At 61.6% G+C, this 13,563-nt stretch carries 11 protein-coding genes; 6 read left to right on the top strand and 5 right to left on the bottom strand.

Annotated elements, in window-relative coordinates; genetic code table 11:
• Window positions 1–59: 59 nt before the first annotated feature.
• The 4 genes from ftsR to QM007_RS07690 form a co-directional block, all read right to left on the bottom strand.
• Window positions 60–815 (bottom strand): transcriptional regulator FtsR, encoded by a 756-nt coding sequence (gene ftsR / locus QM007_RS07675; RefSeq protein WP_283489419.1) that lies wholly within the window; start codon window positions 813–815, stop codon window positions 60–62.
• A gap of 2 nt (window positions 816–817) precedes the next feature.
• Complete coding sequence (locus QM007_RS07680; protein WP_283489420.1) at window positions 818–1,258, bottom strand: FHA domain-containing protein; 441 nt, start codon at window positions 1,256–1,258, stop codon at window positions 818–820.
• Between the two features lie 276 nt (window positions 1,259–1,534).
• Window positions 1,535–1,921: a glycine cleavage system protein GcvH gene (gcvH, locus tag QM007_RS07685; RefSeq protein WP_135011394.1), complete on the bottom strand. Its 387-nt coding sequence runs from the start codon at window positions 1,919–1,921 to the stop codon at window positions 1,535–1,537.
• 242 nt (window positions 1,922–2,163) lie between these two features.
• Window positions 2,164–5,649, bottom strand: coding sequence for a proline dehydrogenase family protein (locus QM007_RS07690; RefSeq protein ID WP_283489421.1), 3,486 nt, complete (start codon window positions 5,647–5,649; stop codon window positions 2,164–2,166).
• A 177-nt stretch (window positions 5,650–5,826) separates the two neighbouring features.
• Here QM007_RS07690 and QM007_RS07695 point away from each other — a divergent pair, with 177 nt between their 5' ends.
• Window positions 5,827–6,717, top strand: coding sequence for a LysR family transcriptional regulator (locus QM007_RS07695; protein WP_283489422.1), 891 nt, complete (start codon window positions 5,827–5,829; stop codon window positions 6,715–6,717).
• A 159-nt stretch (window positions 6,718–6,876) separates the two neighbouring features.
• Here QM007_RS07695 and QM007_RS07700 read toward each other — a convergent pair whose 3' ends face one another.
• Window positions 6,877–7,821, bottom strand: coding sequence for a sugar-binding transcriptional regulator (locus tag QM007_RS07700; RefSeq protein ID WP_283489423.1), 945 nt, complete (start codon window positions 7,819–7,821; stop codon window positions 6,877–6,879).
• A 109-nt stretch (window positions 7,822–7,930) separates the two neighbouring features.
• Here QM007_RS07700 and QM007_RS07705 point away from each other — a divergent pair, with 109 nt between their 5' ends.
• The 5 genes from QM007_RS07705 to QM007_RS07725 all read left to right on the top strand — a co-directional run bounded on the left by QM007_RS07705 (window position 7,931) and on the right by QM007_RS07725 (window position 13,513).
• Window positions 7,931–9,694, top strand: coding sequence for a glycerol-3-phosphate dehydrogenase/oxidase (locus QM007_RS07705; RefSeq protein ID WP_283489424.1), 1,764 nt, complete (start codon window positions 7,931–7,933; stop codon window positions 9,692–9,694).
• Between the two features lie 76 nt (window positions 9,695–9,770).
• Complete coding sequence (locus QM007_RS07710; protein ID WP_283489425.1) at window positions 9,771–10,568, top strand: MIP/aquaporin family protein; 798 nt, start codon at window positions 9,771–9,773, stop codon at window positions 10,566–10,568.
• 83 nt (window positions 10,569–10,651) lie between these two features.
• Window positions 10,652–12,205: a glycerol kinase GlpK gene (gene glpK, locus QM007_RS07715; protein WP_283489426.1), complete on the top strand. Its 1,554-nt coding sequence runs from the start codon at window positions 10,652–10,654 to the stop codon at window positions 12,203–12,205.
• A 112-nt stretch (window positions 12,206–12,317) separates the two neighbouring features.
• The gene (locus QM007_RS07720) at window positions 12,318–12,827 is read left to right on the top strand and encodes a methylated-DNA--[protein]-cysteine S-methyltransferase (RefSeq protein WP_283489427.1); all 510 of its coding nucleotides are present in this window, start codon (window positions 12,318–12,320) and stop codon (window positions 12,825–12,827) included.
• Complete coding sequence (locus QM007_RS07725; RefSeq protein WP_283489428.1) at window positions 12,827–13,513, top strand: DNA-3-methyladenine glycosylase I; 687 nt, start codon at window positions 12,827–12,829, stop codon at window positions 13,511–13,513. Before QM007_RS07720 ends, QM007_RS07725 begins: the two co-directional genes overlap by 1 nt.
• The last annotated feature ends 50 nt before the right edge of the window (window positions 13,514–13,563 follow it).

The following is a 13,563-nucleotide window of genomic DNA, read 5'->3' on the forward strand; positions in this document are numbered from 1 at the left end:
TCCTGGTCATTAAGACAGACCACGTTCACCCAGTGCCCCTCGCAGATGGATAGGTGGTGTTAGTCGAAGCTGGGCATACTCCCGGCCACTAGGGCCATGTGCAGGCGGAGCAGCAGCTGGGCAATATCACCGGCAAGTTCGGCCGCACGGGCCTGGGACTCTTCGTCCTTGCGCAGAGCCAGAGGCCCGACTGCGGTTTCTACCAGGTCGACTTCACGGTCGGCGGCGGCCCGGAAGGCTCGCAGGTGGCGCGGGTGCAGGCCGTGGGCGGTGAGCTGGTCACTCACCCTGGTAACGGCCAGATCGTATTGGTCGTACTCTTCTTTGTTGTCTGCCAGCAGGCCATAGTTCATAAGCTCACGCAGAAGGGGCATATCGACCCCGGCTGCCTGGCCCAACTCGCGCAGGGTGTAAGTGCGGGCCGGTTCCGCGTCGACTGCCGGGCGGGCACTCGGCAGCTCTTCGGCACCCGACTGCGCGGACGCATCCGCCCCGCTCCCCTGCCCCTCGGCAGGTTCGCTGCCGGGGGCGGGGGCTAGCCCCGCGTCAATATCGGCCAGGCGCTGGCGAATCACCTTGAGCGGCAGGTACTGGTCGCGCTGCAGCTGCAGCACAAAACGCAGGCGCTCAATATCTTCTTCGGAGTACTTGCGGTAGCCGGTATTGGTACGCTGCGGGCTCACCAGACCCTTATCTTCAAGAAAGCGGATCTTCGAGGCGCTAATGCCCTCAAATTCCCCTTCAAGGGCGCTGAGCACCTGACCGATGGTCTTATTTTTTGCCCCAGCAGTTTCAGCAGAGTGAGCCTGGGCCATGGTTACTGCCCCTGGCCCTGGTAGAAGGCGAAGTGGAACTTGCCGATGTAGATTTCGTCGCCATTGCGCAGGTAGGCCTCATCCACGCGGTCCTTGTTCACGTAGGTGCCGTTCAGGGAGTCAGCGTCGGTCAGGATGAAGCTGCCCGCATTGGGGATGAAGAGGGCGTGACGGCGGGAGACGGTGACGTCGTCGAGGTAAATGTCTGATTCGGGGCTACGGCCTGCGATGATGGGCAGGTCAGCGCCGTCTTCGTCGGTTTCGGGGTTCAGGAGGAAGCGGGCGCCCTTGAACTGGCCGTCCAGACCAATCAGGACGGCTGAGCCGGCGGGCAGGGTTGCCAACAGGTCACGTTCTTCGGGGGTGGGGTTGTGGGACTGGGATACTCCCAGGGCTACCATGGCGATGGTGTTTGTGGGCGGGTGTGCTTCGTGCTGAGCCATACGGTTACGTCCTTATGTCTTCGGGCGGCGGGGCTACGCCCGTACTGTGCCTGTGTTCCAAACGTTATGTGTGGTGTGGTGTAAGCGGTTCAAGGTCACGAAATGGTAAACAGTGAACCGTTCGTTTAATCTTAGCCACTTCACTTCTATTCTGCCCGGTTCGCGCCGTGTTCTCCCATCAAATTTTCCTGTTTTTACCTAGAGCAAAAGGGCCGCCTTTCCCTGCGGAAAAGACGGCCCTTGCGTGGGCTCATAGTGCGGAGTTACTGCCGGGTTTTAAGCGATTTCTGCCTCGTAGTCGGCAGCTGAGAGCAGGCCTTCGATGTCTGCGGCGTCGTTGGGGCGAACCTCGATGAGCCAACCCGCGCCGTAGGGGTCTGAGTTGACAGTTTCGGGGGCATCTGCCAGGTCTTCGTTGACGGCAACGACTTCACCGGCGATGGGGGCAAAGAGGTCCGAGACGCTCTTGGTGGATTCGATTTCGCCGAAGGTTGCTTCTGCGTCGATGGTTTCGCCTACCTCGGGCAGGTCGACGTAGACGACGTCGCCCAGTTCGCTCTGTGCGTGGTCGGTAACGCCGATGCGGACGGTGCCATCAGCGGTGAGTTCGCTGACCCACTCGTGCTCTTTGGTGTACTTGAGTTCTGCAGGAACGTTGCTCATCGGAGGTGTCCTTTTCTTTTGTGGGACTTCTGTGGGAGTGCCGATCGAGGTGCGTGAAACTCGACGAGGTGAGCTCCGACGAGGGAGAAGGAGCTCTCACCTAACGATTATATGACACAGGGTACAGGTGCTGGTGGCGGGCGCCACCGAAGCGGCCGGGTTTTCTCTTAAATAAAAAAGGACGCCCCACCCCGCTTCCCCTGAGCAGGGGAAGCGGGGTGGGGCGTCCTTACCTAGACCTCTTAGATAACACCCTCAGAGAACTTATAGGGGTTGCCGAAGCGGTGGGCGGTGATGGAAACTGCCTGCTCGCGGACGAAGGGTAGCATCTCGATGCGGCCAGCTTCGGTAACAGGCTGGAAGTAGACCGCGATGTCGGGGCGGCCGTCGAGTGCCTCGTAGATGCTGGTGGCGTCGCTACCGATGTAGCGGATGCGGGCACCTTCGAAGGCGGTTCCCTCAAGCTGCTTTGATGGGGTCTTTGCAATCTTGGCCAGCGAAGCACGGTAGGCGGCGTCGTTCTGCTCAACCAGGGTGACGCCCGCGCCGCGCAGGGCGCCGGCAACAGCTACCGGGATGCTCTGGCCTGTGGAGAACTCGATGGTGGCGCCGGCTGCTACACCTGCCAGCAGGACGCGCAGGGCGCGGTCGCGGTCGCCGTCTTCATCCAGACGCACCTGAACGGTGGTGGGCAGGTAGCGCAGGATGTTGCGCTCGACGCCCAGCTGGCTGGGGTCGTGGCCCACACCGAACTCGGTGGCCCAGGCCTCGGCATCGGAGCTAGCCGCGCGGGCCAGCATGTCAAGGGAGCCGTCGTTGGTGGCGGTGGGCTCGCGCAGGGCAGCCAGGATGGAGCGGACGCCCGCATGTGAGGGGGCGGTGGTGGCGGTTGACTCTGCGGTCTCCCAGTCGGAGAGGGCAACCAGGTAGTTGGGGCCACCGGCCTTGGTGCCAGAACCTACGGTTGACTTCTTCCAGCCGCCGAAGGGCTGACGCTGCACGATAGCGCCGGTGATGCCGCGGTTGACGTAGAGGTTACCTGCCTGGACCTTGGAGAGCCAGAGTTCCAGCTCGCCGGAGTCTAGGGAGTGCAGGCCAGCGGTCAGACCGTAGTCGGTGGCGTTCTGCAGTTCGATAGCCTCTTCGAGGGTAGTGGCCTTCATGACGCCCAGGATGGGGCCGAAGTACTCGGTCAGGTGGTATTCGCTGCCGGGCTTGACGCCTGCGCGCACACCGGGTGACCAGAGGCGACCGGTCTCATCGAGCTGTTCGGGCTTGATAATCCAGGTTTCGCCCTCACCCAGGGTGGTTAGGCCTCGCTTGAGCTTGCCCTCGGGCTCCTCAATCACGGGACCCATCTCTGATTCGATGTCCTGAGGGTGGGCAACGTGCAGGGACTTCACGGCGTCAACCAGCTGGTTGTAGAAGCGCTTGGACTCCCCTACCGAACCGACCAGAATCACGGTGGAGGCCGCCGAGCACTTCTGGCCTGCGTGGCCGAAGGCCGAGTAAACGACGTCCTTGACCGCCAGGTCGAGGTCGGCGTTGGGGGTAACGATGATGGAGTTCTTGCCGGAGGTCTCGCCGAAGAGGGGCAGGTCCTTACGCCAGGATCGGAACATCTCGGCGGTCTCGTAGCCACCGGTCAGAATCAGGCGGTCAACGGCGGGGTGGGCAATCATCTTTGAACCGGCATCGCGGTCGGTGACCTTGACCAGGCGCAAGGCCTCGCGGGGTACGCCAGCTTCCCACAGCACCTCAGCAATGAGAGCACCAATGCGGGCGGTGTTGGAGGCGGGCTTAAAGATAACCGCTGAACCCGCTGCCAGGGCTGAGATAACGCCACCGACGGGAATCGCGGTGGGGAAGTTCCACGGCGGGATAACCAGGGTCAGTTTGACCGGGCGGTGCTGGGCGCCGTCTACCGAGTCGAGGCGCTCTGCCAGCATGGCGTAGTAGTAGGCAAAGTCAACGGCTTCTGAGACTTCAACGTCGCCCTGATCCAGGGTCTTGCCGGCCTCGTGGGCCATGATCTCCATGAAGTCGCCACGGCGGACTGCCAGGGCTACAGCTACCTTACGCAGAATCTCGGCGCGCTCTGAGGCGGGGCGGGCACCCCAGGCCTCGCCAGCTGCCACGGTCTCGGCAACCAGGGTTTCGGCGTCCTCAGCAGAGCCCAGCTCGTTGGCGGCCAGGGTTTCGATACCGATCTGGGTGGTCTTGGAGCGCTCCAGGATGGCCCGGCCCCACTCGCGGTTACCGGCCAGGGCGGGATCGGTATCGGGGGTGTTTTCGAAGGTGCCGTCGGCGGGCTTGAAGACGTTCTCTTCGGTTTCTTCCAGACGGTTTTGGGTGCGCTGCGGGGGCTGAACCTCGTCGGTGACCTCGTCCAGGGAGCGCAGGAAGCGGTTCTTCTCGCGCTCAAAGAGGGCGGGTGAAGAGTCGAGGTCGAAGACGGCGCTCATGAAGTTCTCACTTGAGGCGTTTTCTTCCAGACGGCGGACCAGGTAGGAGATTGCAACGTCGAACTCCTCGGGGCGTACGACGGGGGTGTAGAGCAGCAGGTGACCAACGCGCTGACGGATGACCTCGGCCTGTTGGGAGGCCATGCCGATGAGCATTTCGAACTCGACGTCCTTTTCAACACCGCGGTCTTCGGCCAGTAGCAGGGCGAAGGCGACGTCGAAGAGGTTGTGGCCAGCAACGCCCAGGCGGATGTTCTTGGTGTGCTCGGGCTGCAGGGCGTAGTTGAGGATGCGCTTGTAGTTGGTGTCTGAGTCCTGCTTGGAGTCGCAGGTGGTCAGGGGCCAGCCGTGTACAGCAGCTTCAACCTTTTCCATGGAGAGGTTGGCGCCCTTAACCAGGCGGACCTTGATGCGAGCACCACCGGCCTCAACACGCTGGGCGGCCCATTCCTGCAGGCGCTGCATCGCGGCCAGGGTGTCAGGCAGGTAGGCCTGGAGCACGATACCGGCTTCAAGGTTCTTCAGGTGGGGCTGGTCAAGGATCTTGGTGAAGACTTCGATGGTCATATCGAGGTCCTTGTACTCTTCCATGTCCAGGTTGATGAACTTCGGGGCGGGAGAGTTTGCAGCCAACTCGTAGAGGGGGGTGAGGCGGCGGACGGCTTCGTCCACGACTTCTTCGAAGGCCCAGTGGGAGTGGGGGCCAGAAACGGAGGACACCTTAATGGAGACGTAGTCGACGTCGTCGCGGGCCAGCAGGCGCTTGGTTTCGGTCAGGCGGCGCTCTGCTTCGCGGTCGCCAAGCACTGCTTCACCGAGCAGGTTGATGTTGAGCTTGTTGCCGGTTGAGGTGAGGTGCTTGATGGCGGGGCCCAGCTTTTCGTCGCGGGCATCGACAATCAGGTGGCCGACCATCTGGCGTAGGACGGTGCGGGCGATCGGCACGGTGGGCCAGGATGCCTTAGCGGCCAGTTTGCCGCCCAGGCCCACGGCGCTCTTCATGTACCAGGGCAGGAAGGAGGGGACGATGGGGGCAATGCGGCCCAGGTTCTTACCGGCAACGGCCTGGTCTTCGGGGCGCACGACGCCGTCGACAAAGCCGACGGTAAATTCAAGGCCGTTGGGGTCCTTCAGGACGCCTGCCAGCTTCTCTGCTGCGGGGTCGGCGGGGATGTTCTGGGCTGCTTTGACCCAGTCGGCGACGAGCTGGACGGCCTGGTCAGCTAGCTGCTGGTGGTGGGTATCGCTAAAAGGCTGTGCCAAGGGTGGTACCTCCTGCTAGCCCGCACGAGGGCGGGGTGAACTTGTTACTTGTTATCCATTTCACCATCTTTGGGTGTAAGTTACACTATTAGAAAAAATGAATATTATTTAGGCAGTACGTTTAGTTCTGCTAATCTGTATTCGTGACGCCATTCACCCCTTCCCAAGGAGTGCCCCATGTACGATTTGCGCCGCCTGGCCATGCTGCTTGAGATCCACGAGCGCGGCACACTGGCCGCAACAGCCAAGGCCCTTCACCTGACGTCCTCCGCTATATCCCAGCAAATCACCACCCTAGAAAAAGAGGTGGGCACTCCCCTACTACGCAAAGTAGGTCGGCGAGTGGAGCTGACCACCGAGGCTCTGATTCTGGTGGAGAGCACTCGCAATATTTTGAAGGAGCTGGACGCCGCCCGCACCCGCATCACCCTGTTGGAGGGGGTACCTGCCGGGCAGGTACGACTGGCGATTTTCCAGTCGGCTGCGAAGGCTCTGTTGCCGGGCGCTCTGGCCCATCTGGCAGAGCATGCCCCGCAGGTACAGCTGCACGTGGTGCAGATTGACCCCGAAACCGGTCTCTCGCTCACCCGAAGCCGGGAGTTTGATCTTGTGATCGCGGAGTCCTACCCCCACCATTACATTCCCGAGTACCCCGAACTCACCTCCGAGCTTTTGACCGAGGATGCCCTCAATCTGGTGGTTGCAGCCGATTCTGAGGTTGAGAGCTTGGACGACGCGGTCCGCCTACCCTGGGTTTTTGAGGGTGAGCACAACACCTCCCGCATCTGGGGTATTAACCAGTGCCGGGCGGCAGGTTTTGAGCCGCAGGTGCGCTACGTGATTGACGATCTGAATACTCACTTGCAGCTGGCGGCTGGCGGGGCGGCGGCTATTATGCCTTCCTTTGCTCTACCTGCCGCCGGTACCGAGCTGGAGCGAGCCCACGGGGTGAAGGCTATTCCGTTGCCCGGCGCCCCCTTCCGCGAGATCTATGTGGCTACCCGCACCGAAAGCACAGGCCAGCCCGCTATTAGAGCGGTGAAGGACGCGCTGAAGGCAGCGCGGTAGCTGGCCGCCCCCAACGGGGGGCGCAATGAGGCTTATTCATATGAACAATACCTCCTAAGCTCACAATCAAACTGCCGGCTCAGCATTGGTGTGAGTTGCCCTGTGATTTTCAGTGAATCGGCAGCGAGCGTGATCCTGGCAGACCTTATGAATAAGCCTCTATAAAAGCCTCTCCGCCAGGTCCACATCCACCACCAGGTCGGTGATCGCGCCTGTGGCGAGGGCGGCACGCAGGGCAACGGCGCGGTGGCGGCCAGCAGCTGCGCACACGCGTCGTCCTATCTTCACCAGCTCCGCAGGGGTAGGGCCCGTCGCCCGCTGATTCAGCGCCAAATCAGCCCAGGTGCCGTCCTCCCGCAGCAGAACCGTGCACATATCCCCCACAATGCCCTGCTCCTGCAGCTCCCGCATCTGCTCCGCATTGAAATAGCCGCCGCTATAGACATGCGACTTAAGCTCACCACCGAAAGCACCCACACCAAACAGGGCCACATCTGCGCTGCGCTGCACCGCCAGCACACCGCGAATCGACCGCTCCCGCCACATAGCCGCCTTGGTATCGGCAAAGTCAAAAAAGGCAGGTACCGGGAAATGCACCATCTGCGCCCCGTAAGCAGAAGACACCTGCCCAAGAATCGCACCCGAATACGGGATGCCCGTCTGCACGGCATTGCCCGCCCCGTTCAGCTGAACCACCGTCACCCCGGTCAGGGGCCGCTTGGGCAGGAACTGGGCCACCTCGGTCACGGTAGACCCCCAGGCAACACCTAGTGTCGTGCCGGGCACCATGAGGGAGTCCACAAGATTTGCTGTGGCTATTGCCACCCTCCTCATACGAGCCTGCTCTGTAGCATGCTCAGGGGCACGCACCACGGTCACCCGTACCCGATAGAGGTCAGACAGGCGCTTTTCGAGCGGGTCAGAATTATAGGCCTTTTCATTGAGATGAATCGTCACAACCCCGGTTTCACGTGCAGTTTTGAGCAGGCGAGAGACAGTAGGGCGGGAGACCCCCAAGCGTGCAGCGATAGTTGCCATCGTCAAATGCTCCCCGTAGTAAAGCTGGGCAGCCTCAACGACCTGATTCTGACTTCTGTTCATCATAGTGCGATTCTAACTGAACATTTGTTCACAGAGCTGGCAGTTATTTGTTCGCACGGTTGAAATAGTTAGCAAGACATTAACCAGGCAACCCGTCGCAAGGAAGATCCCCATGACTGCCACCTTCACCACCCAGTCCCACCTCTCAGCAGAAACCCGTACCCAGGCCCTGGCTGCCATGACCGACGAAGCGGGCGTAGACGTCCTCATCATCGGCGGCGGTGTCACCGGCGCCGGCATTGCCCTGGACGCCGCCACCCGCGGCCTGCGCACCGCCATTGTCGAGGCAGGCGACTGGGCTGCGGGCACCAGCGCCTGGTCCTCCAAGCTCGTGCACGGTGGCCTGCGCTACCTCTACAACCTGGACTTCAAGCTGGTAGCAGAAGCCCTCAAAGAGCGCGGCCTGCTCCTTGAACGCACAGCCCCCCACCTGGTCAAGGCCCAGCCCTTCCTCTGGCCCCTCAAGATGCCCGTCATCGAACGCGCCTACTCCGCTGTAGGCATCGGCATGTACGACACCATGGCCTTCGCAGGAGCTGGCGGCCACCGCACCGTGCCCGCCCAGCGTCACTTCACCAAGGAAGGCACCAAGAAGGTCTTCCCCGGCATCAAGGATTCAGCCTTCACCGGCGCGATCCAGTTCTACGATGCCCGCGTGGACGATGCCCGCCTGGTCATCGACCTTGTCCGTACCGCTGCAGGCTACGGCGCCCTGGCAGCTTCCCGCACCCAGGTCACCGCTATTAACAAGGACGCCGCCGGGCGGGTGACCGGCGCTCAGATCGTTGACCTTGAAACCGGTGACGAGAAGACCGTCAAGGCCGCCCACATCATCAACGCAACCGGTGTGTGGACCGAAGAATCAGAATCCATGGCCACCAAGGACCAGGGCTTGAAGGTACTAGCTTCTAAGGGTGTGCACATCACCGTGCCCCGCGACCGCATCAAGGCCACCAGCGGTATCTTCACCAAGACCGAAAAGTCCGTTCTCTTCATTATCCCCTGGCAGCGCTACTGGATCATCGGCACCACCGACACCCCCTACACCGAGGACCGTGAGCGCCCCGTCGCCACCAAGGCCGATATTCGCTACGTGCTCGACCAGGCGAATAAGCTGATTGCCAATGAGCTGACCGAGGACGATATCATTAGCTCTTACGCTGGTCTGCGCCCCCTGCTGCAGCCGGTCGCTAAGAAGGGTGAGAATGCCGCGTCCACCAAGGTGTCGCGTGAGCACACCGTCATGGAAATTGCCCCGGGCATGAGCGCTATCGCCGGTGGCAAGCTGACCACCTACCGCGTGATGGCAGAGGACGCCGTAGACTTCGCCCTGGGCGACCGCGCCAAGAATCTGCCCTCTGTTACCGAGAACATCAAGCTGGTCGGTGCTGAAGGTTTTGAGGCCCTAGCTGCCCGTGCCGATGCGCTGGCTGCCGAGAACGGCTGGGATGCCGACCGGGTGGAGCACCTGCTGGAGCGCTACGGCGCTGAGCTGGCCGATGTGATTTCCCTGATCCATGAGGACCCCGCCCTGGGTACTCCCCTGGCCCAGGCACCCCAGTTCCTGCGGGCCGATGTGGTCATGGCAGTGCGAGCCGAAGGTGCCCTGCACCTTGAGGACGTACTGGTGCGCCGCGTCCGCCTGGACCTTGAGGCTACCGACCGCGGCCTATCAGCTGCCGACGAAATCCTTGAGATTATGGCCGCTGAACTTGGCTGGGACGAAGCCACCGTAGCCCGCGAAAAGGCAATCTACGCCGAGCGAGTTGAGGCTATCGCCGCAGCTGAAACCCATACCGAGGACGCGGACGCCGCGGCTGAGGTTCTCGGGGCAACCCACGTGGCGCCCCGCCGTCCTGTCACTACTCTTCACTAAAATCATTATTCATCACTAACATCTGCCGGGTGCCCGCAAGGGGCACCCGGCCCGCACAGAAAAAACGAGGTCAACGATGAGCTCACTACTGGCCGCTGGCGCTGAAGCTAGCCTCCAGGCAAGCGCCCTTGTTACCGCAGAAGGCAATGCAACCCTGCTGGGTGCTTTCGTTTCTGAAGTTATTGGTACCGGCATTCTGATTCTGCTCGGTGCTGGCGTATGTGCCGCAGTTACCCTACCCAAGTCAGCGGCAAAGAACACCGACTGGCTGACCATCGCCTTCGGCTGGGGCTTTGCGGTTTTCGCTGCTGTCTACATGTCTGCCCCTTCAGGTGCTCACCTCAACCCCGCTGTAACCCTGGGTCTGCTGGTGGCCGGTAATGACTTTGCCCCCGGAATTGCACCAGGTATCGGTAACTTCTTCGTCTACGTCGCAGCCCAGATGATCGGTGCCTTCCTCGGTGCCTGGGGCGCTTACCTGGTCTACAAGAAGCACTTCGATGAGGCAGAGCCCGGAACCACCAAAGGCATTTTCTCCACCGGCCCGGCTATCCGCTCCTACGGTTGGAACACCGTGACTGAAGCCTTCGGTGCTTTCGTTCTGGTGGGCTTCGTCCTAGCCTCCGGCAGCACCCCCTCGGGTCTTGGCCCCCTGGCCGTCGCCTTCATCGTTGTAGCAATCGGCCTCTCCCTGGGTACCCCCACCGGTTACGCCATCAACCCCGCCCGCGACCTGGCTCCCCGTATCGCCCACGCCCTGATGCCCATCAAGGGTAAGGGTTCCTCCGACTGGGCCTACGCCTGGGTTCCCGTTGTCGGCCCCCTCATCGGTGCAGTAGCAGCTGCCCTCCTCGTCCCCGCTCTGCTGGTCTAGGCCGGGCACCGGGGTCCGCGCCCTCACCCACAACAAATCCCTCACCGCACCAACGAAGGTGCACTCACGAAAAGAGAAAAACCATGTCACAGCTCCCCGAGCGTAAGAAGTACGTGCTCTCCATCGACCAGGGAACCACCAGCTCCCGCGCCATCCTTTTCACAAAGTCCGGTGAAATCAAGAGCGTCGGCCAGCACGAACACGAACAGATTTTCCCTAAGGCCGGCTGGGTCGAGCACGACCCCATGGAAATCTGGGAGAACGTGCGTCAGTCCGTCGGTGAAGCCCTCACCAAGGCCGAAGTCAACCACCACGAAATCGCGGCCGTCGGTATCACCAACCAGCGTGAAACCGCCGTGGTCTGGGATAAGAACACCGGTAAGCCCGTCTACAACGCCATTGTCTGGCAGGACACCCGCACCCAGAAAATCTGCGACGAGCTAGCTGGCGAGGAGGGCCCCGGTAAGTACCACGACATCGTCGGTCTCAACCTGGCCACCTACTTCTCAGGCCCCAAGGTCAAGTGGATCCTCGACAACGTCGAAGGCGCCCGCGAGAAAGCAGAAGCAGGCGATTTGCTCTTCGGCAACACCGACACTTGGGTGCTCTGGAACCTGACCGGCGGTGTAGAAGGCGGCGTGCACGTCACCGACGTCACCAATGCTTCTCGCACCATGCTGATGAACATCAAGACCCTAGAATGGGACGAATCGATTGCCGCTGACATGGGTATTCCCATGAGCATGCTGCCCGAGATCAAGTCCTCCTCCGAAATCTACGGCTACGGCCGCTCCAAGGGCCTGCTCAACGGCACCCCCATCTCAGGTATTCTGGGCGACCAGCAGGCAGCGACCTTCGGCCAGGCCTGCTTCGAAAAGGGCATGGCGAAGAACACCTACGGCACCGGTAACTTCATGCTCATGAACACCGGCAACGAGCCCGTCATCTCAGAAAACGGCCTGCTCACCACCGTGGCCTACAAGCTGGGCGACGCCGACCCCGTCTACGCCCTCGAAGGTTCCGTTGCGGTCTCCGGTTCCCTGATCCAGTGGCTGCGCGACAACCTGAAGATGATTGACAACGCCGCCGAGTCAGAAGAACTGGCCACCAGCGTCGAAAACTCCGGCGGCGCCTATGTAGTCCCCGCTTTCTCCGGCCTCTTCGCCCCCCACTGGAAGTCAGATGCCCGCGGCGTCATCGTTGGCCTGACCCGCTACGTCAACCGCGCCCACATCGTCCGCGCAGCTCTTGAGGCAACTGCCTTCCAGACCCGCGAAGTTTTGGACGCCATGAACGCCGATGCCGAAGCAGCAGGCACCAAGGTCTCCCTGGAAGAACTGCGCGTCGACGGCGGTATGACCGCCAACGAGTTCCTCATGCAGTTCCAGGCTGACCTGCTGGGTGTTCCCGTCATCCGCCCCAAGGTTATTGAAACCACCGCCCTGGGTGCCGCCTACGCCGCCGGTATCGCCGTCGGCTTCTGGGAAGGCGAGCAGGACGTCATCGACAACTGGTCCGAAGACAAGCGCTGGGAGCCCCAGATGGACAAGGACGAGGTCGAACGTCAGTACCGCCTCTGGAAGAAAGCAGTCTCTAAGACCCTGGACTGGGTCGATGAGGACGTCGAGCAGGACTAAACACCCGACTCCATCAGGCGACCTAGCGGTAGGCTAGCTACACGATAGCCCTGTACTTCACCCTTCGGTGAGGTGCAGGGCTATTTGCATACTGCCCCACTAGACTAGGTACATGACCTACCACGCCCACACCCTCACCCCGCTGGGAGAGATGATTCTTGCCTCAAACGGGCATGCTCTGACCGGGGCCTGGTTTACCGGCCAAGCCCACTTCCCCCAGCAAGAAGATTTGGGGCACCGCATTGAGGTCAGCGATTGCGATGTGCTGACCGATGCCCAGGCCCAGCTGCTGGAATACTTTGACGGGCAGCGCGCTGTCTTTGAGTTGCCTATTGCTCCCGAGGGAACGGATTTCCAGCTGGCGGTGTGGGCGTCCCTGCGCGAGATTCCCTACGGCTACACCACCACTTACGGAGCTATCTCAAAAATTGTGGGGCCCGGCGCCCCGGCTCAGGCCGTGGGTCAGGCTGTGGGCCGCAATAAGGTTTCCATCTTTATCCCCTGCCACCGGGTGGTTGCAGCGGACGGCAAACTCACCGGCTACGCTGGCGGGCTGGAGCGCAAAGAGTTTCTGCTCGCCCTGGAAGAACCAAGTGCCGAGGTTGAAGGGCGGCTTTTTTAATGACTGATACCCGGGTAGGTACCGACGGGCTAGTGCGCCCGGTGTGGGCCGCGGACGTTGCTGATATGCAGACCTATTACGATACCGAATGGGGTGTGCCCGTCACCGACGAACAGGGTGTCTTTGAGCGCCTCTGCCTAGAAGGTTTTCAGGCCGGGCTCTCCTGGCGTACTATCTTGACCAAGCGCGCGGCCTTCCGCGAGCTCTTCGAGGGGTTCGAGGTTGAGAAGGTCGCGGCTTTTACCGAGGACGATGTGGAGCGGCTTGCTACGGATGCTCGCATCATCCGCCACCGCGGCAAGATCCGGGCTGCTATCGGCAACGCTCAGGCTACACTTGCTCTACGATCGGCTGGTCAGGTAGTAGCTCCCGGCGGAGCCCCTATCGACCTAGGTGCGCGGACGCTGGCAGCAGGGCAGCAGGTTGAAGCCGGTTTGCCAGCCCTCATCTGGTCTTTCCAGCCCGAGCGCACCCCGACCCCGACCGTCCTCTCCGATATTCCCACCCAGGATGAGAACTCCCTGCTGCTCTCTAAAACCTTGAAGAAGCTAGGCTTTAAGTTCATCGGCCCCACCAGTGCCTACGCCATGATGGAAGCCATCGGTGTGCTCGATACCCACCTGGTGACCTCCCACCGCCGCGGTATCTCGGGGCTATGGAATGAGGACGGCACCCGACGAAGCTAGAGCCCCGCAGCTGGGGCGGGGCTCCCCAATGTCCAAGCATTTCTAGACTG

This window comes from Rothia sp. SD9660Na (assembly GCF_030064065.1).
Lineage (GTDB): Bacteria > Actinomycetota > Actinomycetes > Actinomycetales > Micrococcaceae > Rothia.

Bases quoted from the DNA above. Each gene is read 5' to 3' on its own strand.
- ftsR (WP_283489419.1), bottom strand. From the start codon at position 815: ATGGCCCAGGCTCACTCTGCTGAAACTGCTGGGGCAAAAAATAAGACC.
- QM007_RS07680 (WP_283489420.1), bottom strand. From the start codon at position 1,258: ATGGCTCAGCACGAAGCACACCCGCCCACAAACACCATCGCCATGGTA.
- gcvH (WP_135011394.1), bottom strand. From the start codon at position 1,921: ATGAGCAACGTTCCTGCAGAACTCAAGTACACCAAAGAGCACGAGTGG.
- QM007_RS07695 (WP_283489422.1), top strand. From the start codon at position 5,827: ATGTACGATTTGCGCCGCCTGGCCATGCTGCTTGAGATCCACGAGCGC.
- QM007_RS07700 (WP_283489423.1), bottom strand. From the start codon at position 7,821: ATGATGAACAGAAGTCAGAATCAGGTCGTTGAGGCTGCCCAGCTTTAC.
- QM007_RS07705 (WP_283489424.1), top strand. From the start codon at position 7,931: ATGACTGCCACCTTCACCACCCAGTCCCACCTCTCAGCAGAAACCCGT.
- QM007_RS07710 (WP_283489425.1), top strand. From the start codon at position 9,771: ATGAGCTCACTACTGGCCGCTGGCGCTGAAGCTAGCCTCCAGGCAAGC.
- glpK (WP_283489426.1), top strand. From the start codon at position 10,652: ATGTCACAGCTCCCCGAGCGTAAGAAGTACGTGCTCTCCATCGACCAG.
- QM007_RS07720 (WP_283489427.1), top strand. From the start codon at position 12,318: ATGACCTACCACGCCCACACCCTCACCCCGCTGGGAGAGATGATTCTT.
- QM007_RS07725 (WP_283489428.1), top strand. From the start codon at position 12,827: ATGACTGATACCCGGGTAGGTACCGACGGGCTAGTGCGCCCGGTGTGG.